18 protein-coding genes, 4 tRNA genes and 1 pseudogene are annotated in these 18,248 nt (G+C 58.4%); 2 read left to right on the forward strand and 21 right to left on the reverse strand.

Translation table 11 applies throughout. The features are described from left to right. Positions 1-28: 28 nt before the first annotated feature. The 8 genes and pseudogenes from QOM08_RS18985 to QOM08_RS19020 form a co-directional block, all read right to left on the reverse strand. Positions 29-373, reverse strand: a complete 345-nt coding sequence (locus QOM08_RS18985; protein WP_316911992.1) for a hypothetical protein — start codon at positions 371-373, stop codon at positions 29-31. Then, positions 370-699, reverse strand: a complete 330-nt coding sequence (locus QOM08_RS18990) for an MFS transporter (protein WP_188251356.1) — start codon at positions 697-699, stop codon at positions 370-372. Before QOM08_RS18990 ends, QOM08_RS18985 begins: the two co-directional genes overlap by 4 nt. An 858-nt stretch (positions 700-1,557) precedes the next feature. Next, on the reverse strand, positions 1,558-2,028 hold the full coding sequence (locus tag QOM08_RS18995; protein WP_316911993.1) for a hypothetical protein: 471 nt from the start codon (positions 2,026-2,028) through the stop codon (positions 1,558-1,560). Between the two features lie 49 nt (positions 2,029-2,077). Beyond that, positions 2,078-3,322 (reverse strand): serine hydrolase, encoded by a 1,245-nt coding sequence (locus tag QOM08_RS19000; RefSeq protein WP_316911994.1) that lies wholly within the window; start codon positions 3,320-3,322, stop codon positions 2,078-2,080. Between the two features lie 204 nt (positions 3,323-3,526). Then, positions 3,527-3,649 (reverse strand): hypothetical protein, encoded by a 123-nt coding sequence (locus QOM08_RS19005; protein WP_262927075.1) that lies wholly within the window; start codon positions 3,647-3,649, stop codon positions 3,527-3,529. Positions 3,650-3,704: 55 nt separating this feature from the next. Then, positions 3,705-4,049 (reverse strand): hypothetical protein, encoded by a 345-nt coding sequence (locus QOM08_RS19010; RefSeq protein ID WP_188251358.1) that lies wholly within the window; start codon positions 4,047-4,049, stop codon positions 3,705-3,707. Between the two features lie 179 nt (positions 4,050-4,228). Beyond that, positions 4,229-5,248, reverse strand: coding sequence for a hypothetical protein (locus tag QOM08_RS19015; protein WP_188251359.1), 1,020 nt, complete (start codon positions 5,246-5,248; stop codon positions 4,229-4,231). Between the two features lie 331 nt (positions 5,249-5,579). Next, positions 5,580-6,122, reverse strand: a pseudogene (locus tag QOM08_RS19020) (NlpC/P60 family protein); the annotation flags it as partial. 418 nt (positions 6,123-6,540) lie between these two features. Between QOM08_RS19020 and QOM08_RS19025 the strand changes: the two are divergent. Further along, the gene (locus tag QOM08_RS19025) at positions 6,541-6,828 is read left to right on the forward strand and encodes an antitoxin (protein WP_076383935.1); all 288 of its coding nucleotides are present in this window, start codon (positions 6,541-6,543) and stop codon (positions 6,826-6,828) included. 129 nt (positions 6,829-6,957) lie between these two features. Here the strand turns inward: QOM08_RS19025 and QOM08_RS19030 are convergent. Further along, positions 6,958-7,034, reverse strand: a tRNA-Val gene (locus QOM08_RS19030). A 183-nt stretch (positions 7,035-7,217) separates the two neighbouring features. On the opposite strand from QOM08_RS19030, the gene QOM08_RS19035 reads away from it, so the two are divergent. Further along, positions 7,218-8,501, forward strand: coding sequence for an NAD(P)/FAD-dependent oxidoreductase (locus QOM08_RS19035; RefSeq protein ID WP_047229232.1), 1,284 nt, complete (start codon positions 7,218-7,220; stop codon positions 8,499-8,501). A gap of 208 nt (positions 8,502-8,709) precedes the next feature. Here the strand turns inward: QOM08_RS19035 and QOM08_RS19040 are convergent. From QOM08_RS19040 to truA, 12 genes are all read right to left on the reverse strand, one after another. Further along, positions 8,710-8,786, reverse strand: a tRNA-Asp gene (locus tag QOM08_RS19040). 89 nt (positions 8,787-8,875) lie between these two features. Further along, positions 8,876-8,952 (reverse strand) — tRNA-Asp (locus QOM08_RS19045). A 58-nt stretch (positions 8,953-9,010) separates the two neighbouring features. Beyond that, a tRNA-Val gene (locus QOM08_RS19050) sits at positions 9,011-9,086 on the reverse strand. 169 nt (positions 9,087-9,255) lie between these two features. Further along, positions 9,256-10,029, reverse strand: coding sequence for an SDR family oxidoreductase (locus QOM08_RS19055; protein WP_092400417.1), 774 nt, complete (start codon positions 10,027-10,029; stop codon positions 9,256-9,258). Further along, positions 10,026-11,237, reverse strand: a complete 1,212-nt coding sequence (locus tag QOM08_RS19060) for an O-succinylhomoserine sulfhydrylase (protein WP_047229234.1) — start codon at positions 11,235-11,237, stop codon at positions 10,026-10,028. Before QOM08_RS19060 ends, QOM08_RS19055 begins: the two co-directional genes overlap by 4 nt. Before the next feature lie 56 nt (positions 11,238-11,293). Further along, the gene (gene purF, locus QOM08_RS19065) at positions 11,294-12,799 is read right to left on the reverse strand and encodes an amidophosphoribosyltransferase (protein WP_047229235.1); all 1,506 of its coding nucleotides are present in this window, start codon (positions 12,797-12,799) and stop codon (positions 11,294-11,296) included. A gap of 41 nt (positions 12,800-12,840) precedes the next feature. Then, positions 12,841-13,401, reverse strand: a complete 561-nt coding sequence (locus tag QOM08_RS19070) for a CvpA family protein (protein WP_039593931.1) — start codon at positions 13,399-13,401, stop codon at positions 12,841-12,843. Positions 13,402-13,500: 99 nt separating this feature from the next. Next, positions 13,501-14,169 carry an SPOR domain-containing protein gene (locus QOM08_RS19075; protein WP_047229236.1) on the reverse strand — a complete coding sequence of 223 codons (669 nt, stop codon included), beginning with the start codon at positions 14,167-14,169 and terminating at the stop codon, positions 13,501-13,503. After that, the gene (gene folC, locus QOM08_RS19080) at positions 14,153-15,460 is read right to left on the reverse strand and encodes a bifunctional tetrahydrofolate synthase/dihydrofolate synthase (RefSeq protein ID WP_047229237.1); all 1,308 of its coding nucleotides are present in this window, start codon (positions 15,458-15,460) and stop codon (positions 14,153-14,155) included. Before folC ends, QOM08_RS19075 begins: the two co-directional genes overlap by 17 nt. Beyond that, positions 15,457-16,377: an acetyl-CoA carboxylase, carboxyltransferase subunit beta gene (accD, locus tag QOM08_RS19085; RefSeq protein WP_047229238.1), complete on the reverse strand. Its 921-nt coding sequence runs from the start codon at positions 16,375-16,377 to the stop codon at positions 15,457-15,459. Before accD ends, folC begins: the two co-directional genes overlap by 4 nt. Positions 16,378-16,642: 265 nt before the next feature. Further along, positions 16,643-17,266: a phosphoribosylanthranilate isomerase gene (locus QOM08_RS19090; RefSeq protein ID WP_047229239.1), complete on the reverse strand. Its 624-nt coding sequence runs from the start codon at positions 17,264-17,266 to the stop codon at positions 16,643-16,645. A gap of 62 nt (positions 17,267-17,328) precedes the next feature. After that, a complete protein-coding gene (gene truA, locus QOM08_RS19095) occupies positions 17,329-18,153 on the reverse strand; it encodes a tRNA pseudouridine(38-40) synthase TruA (RefSeq protein WP_047229296.1) in 825 nt (274 codons plus the stop codon). Between the last annotated feature and the right edge of the window lie 95 nt (positions 18,154-18,248).

An 18,248-nucleotide genomic window follows, 5' to 3' on the forward strand; every position in this document is an offset into this window, starting at 1 on the left:
CTTCGCATATTCAGAAGCGCACCCCGACTTACTTGGGTCGGCGTTCGACCCCGCCGGGCGCCTTGTCACACCGCATGCAATGCTCACAGTTCAGATGTCGGCAGATCCAGGCTTTTACCCGCTGCCAGTAGGTGACCATGAACAGGTGATGGATGCCGGCCAGAGCCAGGGCGATGTGCAGCGTCAGCCCGGCAGTGGTCGGGCCGAACAGAAAGCTGTCATGCCGGGTAGTGACCACGTACACGCTGATGGCGATAGCCGAGTAGATCAGCTTCCCGAGGATGCCGTCCCTCACCTTGCCACTTACCACGCACCAGAATGCCCACAAGGCGATCATGCCGCAGGCGATGAAGTTGATCAGTTCAAGATTCATGGTGGATTGCCTCCCCCGAACCTCTGGCGAATAAAAGCCCAGAGGTCAGCGGCTTTGATGGCCCGGGTGATGGCGGCGATGAGTGAACCACCGAAGGTGCCCAAGAGGAAACCAACACCGGAAACGCTGCGCGGCTCCACCATCCCGAAATAGGAACTAATCACGCCCCTCAGGTAATGGGGACAGACCGCACCCGAGAAAATGAAGATGGCCCAGGCCTTTCGGTCTACCAAGTCATCACGGTGCCAGAAACTGGTGGCAATCGCGCCAATCAATCCGGCCAGTGCCCAGTGAAGCTTGTCGAGCAGGCGATGCAGGAATTCCATGCGCTCAACTCCGTAGGTATGACTGAATTTGAATCAGCTCCAGCAGCACTCCCAGCTCAGAGCAATGGGTGTAGTGGAGCCGAAAACGAAAAAGCCTCGGCAAATGCCGAGGCTCATAAATATGTGGAGATATCTTTAAGCTGAGGCCACGACCCCCGCAGTGAGCAAAACAATTCCCAAATACCAACCCCAGAGGAACACCTTCGCTTGTGAGTCTTTCTTCGCATAGACGTACACGTAAAAAGGTATGACTAAGCAGAGCATGGCTTGGGGTAACGAATTTTTTATGGCAACGCAGAAAATGACCAGCTGCATAGCAACCATTAAGCCGAGCCCCGACAGGAGCAAGTAGATGACCATCCGATTACATCCATTTGAAATGAGTGGTGAATGTATCGGCGGCCCAATCAGAAACTAAAAGCCCGATAATGCCGGCTCTTTCTCTTTCCATATAAGCACAAAAAAGCCCGGCGCAATGGCCGGGCTTTCTCTGTGGTGTCGCGCTTGAAAAGCTGAACACGGTGCTATGAAAACAGAGCTATTCCATATGGACAACTCTTTTTTCAAGCTGCCTCCCTCATCCGCTCCAAGACGCAATCCACCCAGGTAACGCCGGCCTTGATCAGCTCCCGGGCCTTGCCTTCGCTCGTGCCGTATTGGCGGCCGACTCGCACCGCGGCCCACTTAGCGCCGTAGTACAGCCAGATGGAAAAGGGGACAGATTTATTTCTAGCCGTCAGTTGCTCCAAGCGAATCCATTCGATGAAAACTCTCAGCGCAGCGAAGCAAAAAACAAATCTGTCCCCTGTCTCCTTTTGGGTCAGATTAACGCAGCAATTAGGGGGACGAGTGAAGCGCTTAGGGGATGATCGGAGTATCTATCCGCTCACCAGTTTCCATATCATCAATCCTAAAGTCCCACCAGTCTTCACTTGGCACAGCCTTAAGACCGTACTCCCGCCCGGCCTTCAGATTAACGTCCCGAAAAATCGATCTAGTCGCGCGCGTTCCCGTCCACTTCTTTACTTCCAGGCGATGGTTTCCTGGGGACAAGCGATATTCGGTCCGCTGCGTATACAAAGCATATAGGGTATCTGCTCCATCTACGCTGGCAATAGTGAGCGTCTTCTCTATCGCCCGAATACCTGCTGTATGGGAGTTTGGCAACCCCTCCGCCGCTTTCTCAGTGTAAGACTTACAACCAGCCGCCATAGCTATAAGCATAGCGAAACCGAGGATCTTGAACCCGCGCTTGAACTGCATAAACCGACCCGTACTCCATTCGTGGATTGCGCTATTCAACCCCACCCACCACAAAACTGCCAGCATGGCGCTATCACCACGGAGCCAGTGATTAGTCGGCTCACCGACGCGCGAATTACTTCAACGCAGCTACCACGGCATCGAAGAACACCATCGGGTCGATCGGCTCTTTGTCAACCGGCTTGGGCTGGGCACCGAAGGTGACAATCACCACGTTATTGGCAGGGTTGACGTAGATGTTCTGGCCCTGGATACCGACCGCCGAATAGGCGCCGTCTTTCACCGATGGCTCGGTCCACGCCGTCCACCACATGTAACCGTAATCCAGGGACTTACCGCCTTTGAGGCTGGTCGGCAGCGTCGCCTCCTTGACCCAGCCATCGGGCAGAATCGACGTGCCATTGATCTTGCCGCCGTTCATGAAAAACAGCCCGAAGCGTCCATAATCGCGCAGCGTGGCGCTGATACCGCTGCCACCGATTTCCACGCCATCAGGCGAATCGAGCCACCACCGGGCATCACTCTCCATACCGAACGGCTGCCAGATCTTCTGCGATAGATAATCGGCCAGCGGCATCTTCACAGCGCCACGGACGATCTCGCCGAGTACCTGCGTTTCGCCAGTGCTGTAAGTGTTGGCCGTGCCGGGCTCGGCCGCTCGCGGCAAACTTGCCATCAAGGCCATGGCCGAACGCGGCTTCTGCGATATCTGCGCTTTGAGTAGCGCGCGACGATCGGACGCCGGATCGGTGTAGGTCTCGTTCCACTTCACGCCCGAAGACATCATCAGCACGTTGCGCACGGTCACACCTTCATAGGCGCTGCCCTTGAGCTCGGGAACGTAATCCACCACTTGCGCATCAAGACCCTTGATAAGGCCGTCTTTGATCGCTGCAGCCGCCAGCGTGGAGGTGATGGACTTGGCTATCGACATCGACATCCATCGGGTTTTCTCGGTGTTGCCACGCTGGTAGGTCTCGAACACGATCTTGCCGTCCTTGAGCACGAGCATCGCCGTAATGCTGTCCAGTGCGACGAAGTCATACAGGTCGTACTTTTTGTCCCCGACAGTGAAGCGAACGTTGGGCAACTGTTTGTCTGATTTCGGCAGCGCATACGGGTGATCGCCGGCTTTAATCCTGTGGGTGGGGAACAGCCGGTCGATGTTGCGGTAGGTACTGACCGCCAGATCGGGGAGCATTGCGCCGTCATAGATCTGCTCCACGGTGCCAATCGGTTCCTGGGCGTGGGGATAATCCTCAGCCCATGCGTCCGAGGTGATACCCGCAGCGAGCAGACCGAGCGAGAGAAGCAGCGAGCGACCAGGCGAAGCCGCACGAAAAATAGCGGATGAGTGCATAACCTATCCTTTTTTTGCTTTGCTATTCACGCACGTTAAGGCACGCGCCCGCTTGAACCATAGCCTACTCATTGGAATCGCGCCCGAGCTGAAGGACGATGCTGTTTGCGTCTCGTCAGGGATAAAGAATTGCGTGCAACTCAACGTCAACTACAGACAGACACGAGTTCTGGCATAGGGGCTAAAAGAGGACAGATTTACTTTCTAGCCGGCTGCCAGTTGATCCAAGCGAATCCATTCGATGAAAACTCTCAGCGCAGCGAAGTAAAAATAAATCTGTCCCTTTTCTGCAGATCTTGCGTGAGAGGTAGCGATGATGGCTGACATGATTTCTCCGGGCATAAAAAAACCGCCCTGAGGCGGCTTGATGTTGTTGTTCGCTTTACAGGCAGCTTTTCACCGCCAGTTCCATATCGCTACGCCCATAACCTGGCGCCCAAGCCATACGCTGGTACAGCTGTACCGAGCTGCCTTTCGGTGTCTTTCTGACGCTCAGTAACTCGTCCGTCAGATTGTTGCTAGCCGCGATCAGCCGATAGCCATGCTCCGTCTCGGACATAGAAACATCGCTGCGGGCGTCCTGCCACCGTGGAAATACGCACAGCGCATAACGCTTAGGGTCTTTATCGGTACTGGCCAAAATGCTCGGAGCTTTCAACTCAAGGTCGCCGGGAGATACACACCCCACCAACATCGATACCGCCAGCACTCCTAGGATAAATTTCATGCAAGTCACTCCTGTGGGAACGGATGCAGAATATCACTGGGAACGAAAAAGCCGGCGCCGGACTAGACGGTGCAGTCCAAACACCCCAACTATTTTGATTTACGAGCCTTGTATTCTATTATCACCTCTGTTTGCTCAAGGTCTATGCAAGAATCGACCGTAAAAACGACCAGATACACTTAGGTATCGATTTGTCGCCCATCGCCAACAAACGTTGCATCTATTATGTACTGGTACAGCTGTTTAGGGATTTCGAGCTGAAACGCAGACTGATAAAGCTTTTTATTACGCTGGTAGTTCTCTTGCTCTTTTCCAGCGGTCAAAACTTTAGGGTTTGCCCAGTGCCCGGAGTTATTATACTCCCGTTTCTCAGCATTTCTTCCAATGCTAGCCTTTAGGTGTCCAAGCTGCATCGCGTCACCAAGATTCTTAAATTCCGCCTTGTGCCCCTGAGAAATGGAGTCATCGATTGATTTAAAGTATAGGTCGCGCATTTGCTTTCTTATCACATCTTTTTCCGTCGGGTTATTTACACTGGGATCCGGCGAGTCAGCAATTGAAACAGCAATAACTTCAGGCACCATATCAACCCCATTATAATTTACTCTTAAGCCGAAGTCCTTGAACAGACTCTCCGTATCCCTTTTTAGCGCATACAACCCGCTACCAGAGTCATTGAAATCCAAAATAACGATCGTATTGAACAGCTTTTGCGGATCTTTTTGGATCTTACTCTTCAGGTACTGAATAAATTGGGACTGAGGAGCCACGAACTTAAAATGAAATTTCCGGCCTCCATCTTCAATCACCTTATCCCCCTTATCAAGTTTGCTGTCCGCTGTTAAAATAGAGACTCGATACGGCTCCACCCCACTTACGTCAACAGTTACAACATTGCAGTTCAACCTCAGCAATGCCCATTTGAGAATTTTTGGCGAGGCACCGGGGACTACAAACTTACTTGTTGGGTATTTTATTTTTAGAAGATTTGCCAGCTCGTACGCCTCCCTAAAATAACTGAATGTCGCAATTCTAAACTTCGCCCCTAACGCAATCCTTTCTCCTTTACTCAGCTCACCATCTTCTATGTGTACCCAAGCAGTTCCAGAATCGAGTGGAACTGGAAACCTATTTAGCTTAGAGATTGATTTAGCCAAGCGAAACTCTGAACGCGCCACATTATAAACGATGAATTTCATAGATCACGCTCCATATTGATCCTACTGAGACCACCAACAAAACCAATTATCACGATTGAAAGTCATAAATCTTCTTTGAACAACACCATGCTGTGCCGTCTAATATTTATTTCCATTTCTTAAATCTAGCTAATCATCTTGGCACCTGCACTGCTGACAAGAGTAGTCGGTCCTAGTTGACGTTCAAGGCAAACGCATCAATTAGCTTTAACTCTGAGTCATTGATTTTTTTAGCATTAAGAGCCAGATACTGACGACTTCATGGCTCCAGGGCTTCCCGGCACGAAACGCTGATTGGTCCGCACGCCCACAGCCCTGTCGGATCACGTGGCTAATTCGTTTGGCTGTGCCGGAGTATCAGGAGTGTTCGGTCAAGCCATGGCCCGCCGAAGACGATGATTTCGCTCGGGCGCCCATACAGGTGGTGCAACATAAAAGACCCGGGGCCGAAGGCCTCGGCGTCTTCGCCAGGCAGCCCCGGGTCAGCACCGAGGAAAATCCCGGCATGGTTCGGGTGAGCCGTCCGGCCAACCTCCGTCACGATCATGTCGCCGCGCTGTGGCTGGTCGACGCGGTAGAAGCCGGCGGCCTCGTAGTTCACCTCGTACAGGCTGGTGTTGTCCTTGCTCTCCCACCAGCCGTCGGCGCGCTTGAAAGCTCCGAACTCAAGCCCCTACTCGCGCTTGTACCAGTCGGCGCAGACCTGCCAGCAGTCCCAGGCACCGTGGACGAAGGGGCGCTTCAGCAATGGCGTCTCGCCGGCGGGTACCACCGTCCGCAAGTCGCCCTCCGGCCAGCTCAGGATGTGCCAGGGCATGACCGTCGCCTCGCACATTGCCAGGTCGCGTGGTGACGGTCGGCTTGTGGCGTCCGGAAAAAAGGGGACAGATTTATTTTCTAGCCGGCTGCCAGTTGATCCAAGCGAATCCATTCGATGAAAACCCTCAGCGCAGCGAAGTAAAAATAAATCTGTCCCCTTTTCTACTGCGGATTGATGTCAGCGCAAGCGGTAGACAATCGGACCGAGTCCTTGCTTTTAGAAACTGAGACCTACAAAAAGCGGGCGACTCATAAGTCGCCCGCTTTTGACATAAATCAGCAAGGATGAAAAATAAGCGTCGGGATGCTCACTGGTGAAGAAGGTAGCGGAGCAAATACGCCAGCGGCATACGCACGACGGACTGATCGATGTCCCGTGGTTTGACTGGACTTGGGCCTCGCATGGAGATTCTGGGCGGTGGTCACTCCTGAATAAAAAGACCAGAATAAAGACCTATTCAGGAGTCATATCCATGCAAAATATTCTGGCCGATGTGGCCGTCAGCGTATCTGAACTCATGAAGAACCCATCTTCCGCCTTGAGCAGCACCAATGGCTTACCTGTGGCCGTGCTGAACCACAACCGCGTTGTGGGCTACATGGTCCCGGCGAATGTCTATGAGGCGATGGTCGAGCGCCTGGACGAACTGGAACTCGTACACCTGGTCAAGGCACGTCTCGACGCCAACGAAACACCTGTTCGAGTATCTCTCGACGATCTGATTGGCGAGGCCGAAGCAGATATCGCCAATGGCCGTTGAGTAGCGAAAAAGCCCGCGTATCGGCTATCAGTGGCTTCCACTATAACAAGCCTCCCCAAACCCCAGGCGCAAAAAAGGGCCAACCTCTCGGTTGACCCTTCTAGACCGCCCAGCAGAGCGGATTTTGTTTGGTAGGCGCGATTGGACTCGAACCAACGACCCCCACCATGTCAAGGTGGTGCTCTAACCAACTGAGCTACGTGCCTGCTGTGAGGCGGCATTCTACGGAATTCCGAAGGGGTGTCAATACCTTTTTTTCACCTAACCCTATGAATATGCAAAATATTTAATTTCGCCCAAGCGCCGAAGATTTGGCGGTGGCTGGCGGCTGATTTTTATCTCGGGTAGGATCGGCGCATTCGTAAAAAATATAAAACAGAGGTTGCAGAATGGCGAACACACCGTATCCAGAATCTTATTACGCCGCGTCGGCCAATCCGGTTCCAGCTCGCCCTGCCCTGCAGGATGATGTCGAAACGGATGTTTGCGTGATCGGCGCTGGTTACACCGGCCTGTCCTCTGCGCTGTTTCTGCTGGAGAACGGTTTCAAGGTCACGGTCCTTGAGGCGGCAAAGGTCGGCTTTGGGGCTTCGGGTCGTAATGGCGGGCAGATCGTTAACAGTTACAGCCGCGACATCGACGTGATCGAGCGCAGTGTCGGGCCTCAGCAGGCGCAGTTGCTGGGCAATATGGCGTTCGAGGGCGGTCGGATCATTCGCGAGCGGGTGGCGAAGTATCAGATTCAGTGTGATTTGAAGGATGGCGGAGTGTTCGCTGCCCTTACCGCCAAGCAAATGGGCCATCTGGAGTCGCAGAAGCGTTTATGGGAGCGTTTCGGGCATACCCAGTTGGAGTTGCTGGATCAGCGGCGTATTCGCGAGGTGGTGGCCTGCGAGGAGTATGTGGGCGGGATGCTGGACATGAGCGGTGGGCATATTCATCCGCTGAACCTGGCCCTCGGTGAGGCGGCGGCGGTGGAGTCTCTTGGCGGGGTGATTTATGAGCAGTCGCCGGCGGTGCGCATCGAGCGTGGCGCCAGCCCGGTTGTGCATACACCGCAGGGCAAGGTCAGGGCCAAGTTCATCATCGTGGCGGGCAATGCTTACTTGGGCAATTTGGTGCCGGAGCTGGCAGCCAAGTCCATGCCTTGCGGTACACAGGTGATTGCTACCGAACCGTTGGGCGATGAGCTGGCTCGCAGCCTGTTGCCCCAGGATTATTGTGTTGAAGACTGCAATTACTTGCTCGATTACTACCGACTCACGGGCGACAAGCGTCTGATTTTCGGCGGCGGCGTGGTGTATGGCGCGAGGGATCCGGCGAATATTGAAGCGATCATTCGTCCGAAGATGCTCAAGGCATTCCCGCAGCTCAAGGACGTGAAGATCGACTACGCCTGGACCGGAAACTTCCTGCTGACGCTATCGCGCCTTCCGCAGGTCGGGCGCCTGGGGGACAACATTTATTATTCCCAGGGCTGCAGCGGCCATGGCGTGACGTATACGCACCTGGCGGGCAAGGTCCTGGCCGAGGCGCTGCGTGGTCAGGCTGAGCGTTTCGATGCGTTTGCCGATCTGCCGCACTACCCTTTCCCCGGCGGTCAGTTGTTGCGCACGCCGTTCGCGGCGATGGGGGCTTGGTATTACGGGCTGCGGGATAGGCTTGGGTTCTGAGACTCGTCGGACGACTTCATAGAAAAGGGCTGCTGCGCAGCCCAGCGGGAGCAAGCTCCCTCGCCACGGGCGCGTTCCAACCTTTCAGTGTCATTATCCCGAAAACAAAAAACCCCGGTCTTTCGACCAGGGTCTTTGCTATCGACTAGAAGTAGCTTTTCAGCTTTCTTCTTAGCTTCAAGGCGTTCAGTGGGCCTCGAAGCAGATATGGCGCAGCGGACGGGACTCGAACCCGCGACCCCCGGCGTGACAGGCCGGTATTCTAACCGACTGAACTACCGCTGCGTATCGCTATGGACTTGCGTCCAGTTAACTCGTCTGATCCAACCCCTTGGGCTTGGATCTCGAACCAGGCGAACCTGCTTCGGAAAATATGGCGCAGCGGACGGGACTCGAACCCGCGACCCCCGGCGTGACAGGCCGGTATTCTAACCGACTGAACTACCGCTGCGCGTCGGTGGAGGCTTTTGACAGCTTCCGTCTTGCTTTCGCAAAACTCTCGTAAAACATGGTGGGTGATGACGGGATCGAACCGCCGACATTCTGCTTGTAAGGCAGACGCTCTCCCAGCTGAGCTAATCACCCTTTGCTTCGTTGAGGCCGCGAAATTTACGCAGGTACCGAAGCTAAGTCAATAGCAGGGTTGGATTTTTTTCAAAAACAGTTTCAAGCGGCAAGCTCCAAGCTACAAGTTAAAAGCACTGGATCCACACCGCCCTGCTTGCAGCTTAAAACTTGCCGCTTGCAGCTGCCTTCACTCATAAATCATTTTCTTGGTCATGCCGCCGTCCACCACGAACTCCTGCCCCGTGACAAAACCGGCATTGCGCGACAACAGCCACGCCACCATTGCCGCTACATCCTCCACCGTGCCTACCCTGCCTGCCGGATGCTGAGCATGATCGGCATCGGTGAGCGGCTGCGCGCGACGCTGGGACGGGTCCCGTGCGTCGATCCAGCCGGGGCTGACAGCATTGACCCGGATCTCCGGCCCAAGGCTGATCGCCAAGGCATGGGTCAGGGCGAGCAAGCCGCCCTTGCTCGCCGCATAGGCTTCGGTGTCGGGTTCTGATTGTGCGGCACGGGTCGAGGCCAGGTTGACGATGGCGCCATTGTGGGCACGCAGGTATGGCGCACAATGCTTGGCCAACAGCATGGGACCACCCAGGTTCACCGCCAGGACCCGATTCCAGTAGGCCAGATCCAGGCTTTCCAGGGTGATGTTGTGGGGATCGGCGATGGCCGCGTTGCACACCAGCGCGTCAAGCCGCCCAAACTGGCCCAACACCTCGGCGATTCCCGTGGCGACTTGCGTCTCATCCGCCACATCCATGGTGATGAACCAGGCGTTCTCCCCCAGCGTCTTGGCGACCTTGGAGCCGCGCTCACGATCCAGATCAGTCAGCACCACCTGCCAGCCTTCACAGATCAGCCAGGTGGCAATCCCCAGGCCGATACCCCGCGCGGCGCCTGTCACCAGAGCTACCCGGCCATGAGTGCCGCCGTGCGGCGTTGCCAGCTCGATCACAAGGCGGCCAACCCACGGGCCAGATCGGCTTGCAGGTCAGCCACGTCCTCCAGACCCACCGCAACGCGGATCAGGCTGTCGCGGATGCCCGCTGCTTCACGCTCCTGGGGCGTCAGGCGACCGTGGGAGGTGGTGCTTGGGTGAGTGATGGTGGTTTTGCTGTCACCCAGGTTGGCGGTGATGGAAATCAACCGGGTGGCGTCGATGAAGCGCCAGGCGCCCTCCTTGCCCCCTTTGACCTCGAAACTCACCACCGCACCGAAACCGCGCTGCTGACGCGCGGCCAGGTCATGTTGCGGATGGCTCTTGAGGCCGGCGTAGTGCACTTTCTCGATGCCATCCTGCTGCTCCAGCCACTCAGCCAGCAGTTGGGCGTTGGCGCAATGGGCTTTCATACGCAGGCCCAGGGTTTCCAGGCCTTTGAGGAAGATCCAGGCGTTGAACGGACTCAAGGTCGGCCCGGCGGTGCGCAGGAAGCCCACCACTTCTTTCATCTGCTCGCCACGACCGGCAACCACGCCGCCCATGCAACGACCCTGGCCATCGATGAACTTGGTCGCCGAATGCACCACCACGTCGGCACCCAGCTTCAGTGGCTGTTGCAACGCCGGCGTGCAGAAGCAGTTATCGACCACCAGCATGGCGCCCTTGGCGTGGGCGATTTCCGCCAACGCGGCGATGTCCACCAGCTCGGCCAGGGGGTTGGACGGCGATTCGACAAACAGCATCTTGGTATTGGGCTTGATTGCCGCATCCCAACCGGACAAGTCCGCCAGGGGCACGTAATCGACTTCCACGCCGAAACGCTTGAAGTACTTTTCGAACAGGCTGATGGTCGAGCCGAAGACACTGCGCGACACCAGCACGTGGTCGCCAGCGCTGCAAAAGCTCATGACCACGGCCATGATCGCCGCCATGCCGGTGGCGGTGGCCACAGCCTGCTCGGCACCTTCCAGAGCAGCGAGGCGCTCTTCGAAAGCCCGCACGGTGGGGTTGGTGTAGCGCGAGTAGACGTTGCCCGGCACCTCGCCGGCAAACCGGGCCGCCGCATCGGCAGCGGTACGGAACACGTAGCTGGACGTGAAGAACATCGGATCGCCATGCTCGGCTTCCGGCGTGCGGTGCTGACCGGCGCGGACCGCCAGGGTATCGAACGCTACACCCTCAAGGTCGCTGTCCAGCCGACCGGCATCCCAATCCTGACTCATGCTGTCGCTCCTGTAGTCATTAAACGCAAACCGGCCCCTCAGGGCCGGCTTGTCACTCAGTTGTTGTACAGATCGATGATCGCGCTGACCGCCTGGGTCTTGGCCTTGGACGCATCGTTACGAGCGTTCTCGATCTTGTTCAGGTAGGCCTCATCGACGTCACCGGTGACGTACTTGCCGTCAAACACTGCGCAGTCGAACTGCTCGATCTTGATCTTGCCACCACCCACCGCTTCTATCAGGTCCGGCAGGTCCTGATAGATCAGCCAGTCGGCGCCGATCAGGTCGGCCACTTCCTGGGTAGTGCGATTGTGGGCGATCAGCTCGTGGGCGCTCGGCATGTCGATGCCGTAGACGTTCGGATAACGCACGGCCGGCGCCGCCGAGCAGAAGTATACGTTCTTGGCACCGGCTTCACGGGCCATCTGGATGATCTGCTTGCACGTGGTTCCGCGCACGATGGAGTCATCCACCAGCATCACGTTCTTGCCGCGAAATTCCAGTTCGATGGCGTTGAGCTTCTGGCGTACCGATTTTTTCCGCGCGGCCTGGCCGGGCATGATGAAGGTACGGCCGATGTAACGGTTCTTCACGAAGCCTTCGCGGAACTTGACGCCCAGGTGGTTCGCCAGCTCCAGGGCCGCGGTGCGGCTGGTGTCCGGGATCGGGATGACCACGTCGATGTCGTGGTCCGGCCGCTCGCGCAAGATCTTGTCGGCCAGTTTCTCGCCCATGCGCAGGCGGGCCTTATAGACCGAGATGCCGTCGATGATCGAGTCCGGGCGCGCCAGGTAGACGTGCTCGAAGATGCACGGAGTCAGGCTCGGGTTGGTCGCGCACTGACGGGTGAACAACTTGCCGTCTTCGGTGATGTAGACCGCTTCGCCCGGGGCCAGGTCGCGAATCAGGGTGAAGCCCAGCACGTCCAGGGACACGCTTTCCGAGGCAATCATGTACTCGACGCCTTCGTCGGTGTGACGCTGGCCGAACACGATCGGGCGGATGCCATGGGGGTCGCGGAAACCGACGATGCCGTAACCGGTGATCATCGCCACGACCGAGTAGCCGCCGACGCAGCGGTTATGCACGTCGGTCACAGCGGCGAACACATCTTCTTCGGTAGGCTGCAGCTTGCCGCGCTGGGCCAGTTCATGGGCGAAGACGTTGAGCATCACTTCCGAGTCGGAGTTGGTATTGACGTGGCGCAGGTCCGATTCGTAGATCTCCTTGGCCAACTGCTCGACGTTGGTCAGGTTGCCGTTGTGCGCCAACGTGATGCCGTACGGCGAGTTGACGTAGAACGGCTGGGCTTCGGCCGAAGTCGAGCTGCCCGCTGTTGGATAGCGCACATGGCCAATGCCCATGTGACCAACCAGGCGCTGCATGTGACGCTGATGGAACACGTCACGCACCAGTCCATTGTCCTTGCGCAGGAATAACCGGCCGTCATGGCTGGTCACGATACCGGCAGCGTCCTGGCCGCGGTGCTGGAGCACGGTTAGCGCGTCATACAGCGCCTGATTGACGTTCGACTTACCGACGATACCGACGATGCCACACATGCGACACAACCCCTACTTAATGGATCTGAACTGAACAACACTCACTGCGGCGTTTTGGCCATCGGCAAGAGTTGTTCCTTGAACGGTATTTCAGCGGGTACGCTGATACCGCTGGCAAGCCACTGACTGCTCCAACCCAGGATCAGGTTCTTGGACCAGTCTGCGACCAATAGAAATTGTGGCACGAGCCGGGACTCCTGCCACCACGTATCCTGCTGTACCGGCCCCAGGCTCAATAGCCCGACAGCCACGACCACCAGCAACGCGCCACGCGCCGCGCCGAAGGCCATGCCCAGGAACCGGTCCGTCCCGGAAAGCCCGGTGACGCGAATCAGTTCGCCGATCAGGTAGTTGATCATTGCGCCGACCAGCAAGGTGGCGATAAACAAGATGGCACAGCCCGCGATCACGCGGGCCGACGGAGTTTCAATGTATCCGGCGAGGTACTGGGACAACGAACCACCAAACATCCAGGCTACGACCCCCGCGATGATCCAGGTCAGCAGCGAGAGGGCTTCCTTGACGAAGCCGCGGCTCAGACTGATCAATGCGGAGATGGCGACGATTGCAACGATCGCCCAGTCAACCCAGGTAAATGGCACGGTGCAGCCTACAGACGGATAAGGCGGCGCATTTTAGCAGAGGCCAGAGCTGTCGGTAAGCTGCGATTGTCAGTGTGATTCAAATCAGGCAAACCGCCGTCAACCGCGCTCAGGCTGAAAACGCACCACAAAACCCTTGAGGTTCTGCTGGCGGCTGAGCAGGTCCCGCAGCCGATCGGCCTCGGCACGCTCGATCAGCGGCCCCACAAATACGCGATTCTTGCCATCGGCGGTGCGGATATAGGCGTTGTAGCCCTGGCTGCGCAGGGTTTTCTGCAGTTTTTCGGCACTCTCACGATTGCTCAGGCTGGCCAACTGAACGGACCAACTGACCGACAGACCGTTGGCGTCCACGCGGCTTTGCGTGGTATCCGGCTTGGCCGGGGCTGGGGTAATCGGTTGGGTCGGGGCCGGCTTGGCCACCGGTGCTGCCGGGGCTGGAGCGACTGCCGGCTTGCTCGGAGCCGGCGCTGCCGTGGCGGGCGCCGCCGGCGCAGGCTCGATCGGCAGGGAAGGCGCAGGTTGCTCGGCCAGCTCCTCGTCGCTCGGAACGGGTTCCTGGGGTAGCGCTTCAGGTTCAGGCACCAGCACCGGCTCGACCTGCACGGGCGCAACAGACGGCGCCTGAGGGGCAGCCGGAGCGTCGACCGTAACCTGGCGCTGCTCATCCTGACGAGAAAACAGCATCGGCAGGAAAATCACCGCCAAGGCCACCAATACCAGGGCCCCGACCATGCGCTGCTTGTACGCTTTATCCAGCAATGCCATCTGCAGCTTCCTCCGTGGAGCGCCGGGCCAGCCATTGAAGGGCCTCGGCAACACAAAAAAATGATCCGAACAGCAGGATCTCATCGTCGACCGTCGCCAGGGCGCACTGCCCTTCCAGCGCTGCGGCCACGCTGTCATAAGTCTCTACGCAAGCGCCGCGACGCTGCAAGGCTTCCCGTAGTTCGGCAGCCGGGCGCGAGCGCGGAGAATCCAGCGGTGCTACCGCCCAATGCTGGACACTAGCACCCAACGCATCGACAACGCCATCCAGATCCTTGTCGCCAAGCAGCCCAAATACCGCCAGGCGGCGCCCGGCTACCGGCCGCCGCGCCAAGCGCTCGGCCAGATACTGCGCCGCATGAGGGTTGTGGCCGACATCAAGCAGCAGATTCAGGCGTTTGCCGTGCCAATCGAACTGGCGGCGATCGAGACGACCGACGACGCGAGTCGCTTGCAACGCTTCGATAATTTGCCCGGCATGCCATGGCAGGTCCAGCAACAGGTAGGCCTGGAGCGCCAGCGCGGCGTTCTCCATCGGCAGCTCCAGCAGCGGCAAATCGCGCAACTCCACCGGATTGCCCCGGGCGTCACTGCCCCGCCATTGCCAATGCTGCTCAGTCATTGCCAGGTCGAAATCCCGCCCGCGCAGAAAGAACGGACAGCCCAACTCGCGGACCTTGTCCAGCAACGGTTGAGGGGGATTGAGGTCACCACAGAGCGCAGGCGCGCCCGGGCGGAAGATGCCGGCTTTCTCGAAGGCGACGGACTCACGGGTGTCACCCAGGTAATCGGTATGGTCCACACCGATGCTGGTGACCAGCGCAACGTCCGCATCCACCAGATTGACAGCATCGAGCCGGCCACCCAGGCCGACTTCAAGCACCACGGCATCAAGACCGGCACCCGCGAACAGCCAGAACGCCGCCAGGGTGCCCATCTCGAAATAGGTAAGGGAAATCTCACCCCGCCCGGCTTCCACCGCAGCAAAGGCTTCGCACAACTCGGCGTCAGAGGCTTCGACGCCGTTGATCTGCACCCGCTCGTTGTAGCGCAACAGGTGCGGCGAACTGTAGACACCTACGCTCAACCCCTGGGCCCGCAACAGCGAGGCCACGAAGGCGCAGGTCGAACCCTTGCCATTGGTGCCGGTAACGGTGATGACCCGGGGCGCCGGCTTGGCCAGTCCCATGCGGGACATTACCGCTTGCGAGCGCTCCAGCCCCATATCGATGGCTGACGGATGCAACTGCTCAAGGTAGGCAAGCCAATCGCCCAGGGTACGTTGGGTCATATGTTCGCTGGCACCGGCGGAACCACGATCGGCTCGATAGGGGCGGCGACGAATTTCGGGGTCGGCAGGCCCATCAGTTGCGCCAGCAGGTTGCCCAGACGCGGACGCAATTCCTGGCGGTGGATGATCATGTCGATGGCGCCGTGCTCCAGCAGGAACTCACTGCGCTGGAAGCCTTCCGGCAATTTTTCGCGCACGGTCTGCTCGATAACGCGCGGGCCGGCAAAACCGATCAGCGCCTTCGGCTCGCCAACGATCACATCGCCCAGCATCGCCAGGCTGGCGGAAACGCCGCCGTAGACCGGATCGGTCAGCACCGAGATGAACGGAATGCCTTCTTCACGCAGACGCGCCAGCACCGCGGAGGTCTTGGCCATTTGCATCAGGGAGATCAGCGCTTCCTGCATACGCGCACCACCGGAAGCGGCAAAGCAGATCATCGGGCAACGGTTTTCCAGGGCATGGTTGGCGGCACGCACGAAGCGCTCACCGACGATGGCCCCCATGGAGCCGCCCATGAAGGAGAACTCGAAGGCCGAAACCACCACCGGCATGCCCAGCAGGGTGCCGCTCATGGACACCAGGGCGTCTTTTTCGCCGGTCTGCTTCTGGGCCGCGGTCAGGCGATCCTTGTACTTCTTGCCGTCGCGGAATTTCAGGCGGTCCACCGGCTCCAGGTCGGCACCCAGCTCAACACGGCCTTCGGCGTCCAGGAAGATGTCGATACGGGCACGCGCACCGATGCGCATGTGATGGTTGCACTTGGGGCAAACGTCCAGGGTCTTTTCCAGCTCGGGGCGGTACAGCACCGCTTCGCAGGATGGACATTTGTGCCACAGACCTTCAGGCACCGAGCTTTTTTTCACCTCGGAACGCATGATCGAAGGGATCAGTTTGTCTACCAACCAGTTGCTCATGCTTTCTTTCTCCAGTACCGGTGACCCGAACGCTCTGGTTCGCGGTCCCGCGTATGCCCTTGAGCTAAATTCATTGTGCGGCGAGGGTCGAGGGACCACCACGATCAGCGCGAAGCATGACCTGCGTGCAGCCCAACCTCCTCAGCCATCCCGGCAACCGCGGCACCGCGGCTACCACTACGCTATCGGCCCACCCGGAGGCGGCGCCTGCCTGCTTTGTACAGTGCTGGTATGGACGGCGGCAGTCTGCCAGCCGTCACATTGACTACTGGCTGCTGCGTACAGCGGCCATGAACGCACGAATCCTGGCCGGATCCTTGATGCCCTTGCTTTGCTCTACCCCACCGCTGACATCGACCGCGTAAGGGCGAACCTGACGGATGGCTTCGGCCACGTTTTGCGCCGTCAACCCACCGGCGAGGATAATCGGTTTGCTCAGGCCCTGGGGCACGAGCGACCAGTCGAATGCTTCACCGGTCCCACCGGGAACGCCTTCCACATAGGTGTCCAGCAGTATGCCACTGGCACCGGCAAAGGCATCGCAACTGGCCGCGATGTCATCACCGGCCTTGACCCGCAACGCCTTGATGTACGGCCGATGCCAGCCCTCGCAATCGGCCGGCGTCTCGTCCCCGTGAAACTGCAACAGGGCCAACGGCACCGCGTCGAGTATCTCGCCCAGCTCACAACGACTGGCGTTGACGAACAGGCCGACGGGGGTCACGAACGGAGGCAAGGCCTGGATGATCGCCCTCGCCTGCTGCACCGTCACCGCGCGCGGGCTCTTGGCATAAAACACCAGCCCGATGGCATCGGCACCAGCCTCCACCGCCGCCAGCGCGTCCTCGACGCGGGTGATCCCGCAAATCTTGCTGCGAACGGCCGGCATGTCGTCAAAACCTCAGGCAAATCCGTGAAAGTCCCGGATGGTAGCAAATGCTGCGCAGGGCGTCAGCCGTCGAGTTCCGAGAAGCCCGTGAGGAAATGTGGCCCGATGTAACGCTGCGGCAGCTCGAATTCATCGTGGTATTCGACCTGCACCAGGTACAGGCCAAACGGGTGCGCCGTCACGCCACCGGAACGCCGGATGCGGCTTTCGAGCACTTCCTTGATCCACTCCACCGGCCGCTCACCGGCACCGATGGTCATCAGCACGCCCGCGATGTTGCGCACCATGTGATGCAGGAAGGCGCTGGCGCGGATATCGAGCACGATCATTTTGCCGTGGCGGGTCACCCGCAGGTGATGCAGCTCTTTGATCGGTGACTTGGCCTGGCACTGGCCGGCGCGAAAGGCGCTGAAATCATGAACACCGACCAGGTACTGCGCGGCTTCAGCCATGCGCTCGACGTCCAGCGGACGGTGGTTCCAGGTGATTTCTTCGTTCAGATGCGCGGGGCGGATCTGGTCGTTGTAGATCACGTAGCGATAACGCCGGGCGATGGCCTTGAAGCGTGCATGGAAATGCGCCGGCATTGCCTTGGCCCAGCTGACACTGACGTCGTGAGGCAAGTTGATGTTGGCCCCCATGACCCAGGCCTTCATCGAACGCTCGACCTGGGTGTCGAAATGCACCACCTGGCCGCAGGCGTGCACGCCGGCATCGGTACGGCCGGCACAATGCAGCGACACGGGCGAATCAGCGACTTTGGACAGTGCGTTTTCGAGGGTTTCCTGCACCGTCGCCACACCGGAGGCCTGGCGCTGCCAGCCGCGATAGCGCGAGCCTTTATATTCAACGCCCAGGGCGATCCGGAAAAAGCCGTCGGCCGCCATTTCGGCGGCCGGGTTGTCTATGTTTGCCAAGGAATTACAGCCTGCTGAAGTACGCAAAGGCGGGCATTATAAGGCCGGCGGGATGGGATGCCAGT

Source organism: Pseudomonas sp. P105 (assembly GCF_032614175.1).
GTDB lineage: Bacteria > Pseudomonadota > Gammaproteobacteria > Pseudomonadales > Pseudomonadaceae > Aquipseudomonas > Aquipseudomonas rhizophila.

Bases quoted from the DNA above. Each gene is read 5' to 3' on its own strand.
- QOM08_RS18985 (WP_316911992.1), bottom strand. From the start codon at position 373: ATGAATCTTGAACTGATCAACTTCATCGCCTGCGGCATGATCGCCTTG.
- QOM08_RS18990 (WP_188251356.1), bottom strand. From the start codon at position 699: ATGGAATTCCTGCATCGCCTGCTCGACAAGCTTCACTGGGCACTGGCC.
- QOM08_RS18995 (WP_316911993.1), bottom strand. From the start codon at position 2,028: ATGCTGGCAGTTTTGTGGTGGGTGGGGTTGAATAGCGCAATCCACGAA.
- QOM08_RS19000 (WP_316911994.1), bottom strand. From the start codon at position 3,322: ATGCACTCATCCGCTATTTTTCGTGCGGCTTCGCCTGGTCGCTCGCTG.
- QOM08_RS19005 (WP_262927075.1), bottom strand. From the start codon at position 3,649: ATGTCAGCCATCATCGCTACCTCTCACGCAAGATCTGCAGAAAAGGGA.
- QOM08_RS19010 (WP_188251358.1), bottom strand. From the start codon at position 4,049: ATGAAATTTATCCTAGGAGTGCTGGCGGTATCGATGTTGGTGGGGTGT.
- QOM08_RS19015 (WP_188251359.1), bottom strand. From the start codon at position 5,248: ATGAAATTCATCGTTTATAATGTGGCGCGTTCAGAGTTTCGCTTGGCT.
- QOM08_RS19025 (WP_076383935.1), top strand. From the start codon at position 6,541: ATGCAAAATATTCTGGCCGATGTGGCCGTCAGCGTATCTGAACTCATG.
- QOM08_RS19035 (WP_047229232.1), top strand. From the start codon at position 7,218: ATGGCGAACACACCGTATCCAGAATCTTATTACGCCGCGTCGGCCAAT.
- QOM08_RS19060 (WP_047229234.1), bottom strand. From the start codon at position 11,237: ATGAGTCAGGATTGGGATGCCGGTCGGCTGGACAGCGACCTTGAGGGT.
- purF (WP_047229235.1), bottom strand. From the start codon at position 12,799: ATGTGTGGCATCGTCGGTATCGTCGGTAAGTCGAACGTCAATCAGGCG.
- QOM08_RS19075 (WP_047229236.1), bottom strand. From the start codon at position 14,169: ATGGCATTGCTGGATAAAGCGTACAAGCAGCGCATGGTCGGGGCCCTG.
- folC (WP_047229237.1), bottom strand. From the start codon at position 15,460: ATGACCCAACGTACCCTGGGCGATTGGCTTGCCTACCTTGAGCAGTTG.
- accD (WP_047229238.1), bottom strand. From the start codon at position 16,377: ATGAGCAACTGGTTGGTAGACAAACTGATCCCTTCGATCATGCGTTCC.
- QOM08_RS19090 (WP_047229239.1), bottom strand. From the start codon at position 17,266: ATGCCGGCCGTTCGCAGCAAGATTTGCGGGATCACCCGCGTCGAGGAC.
- truA (WP_047229296.1), bottom strand. From the start codon at position 18,153: ATGGCGGCCGACGGCTTTTTCCGGATCGCCCTGGGCGTTGAATATAAA.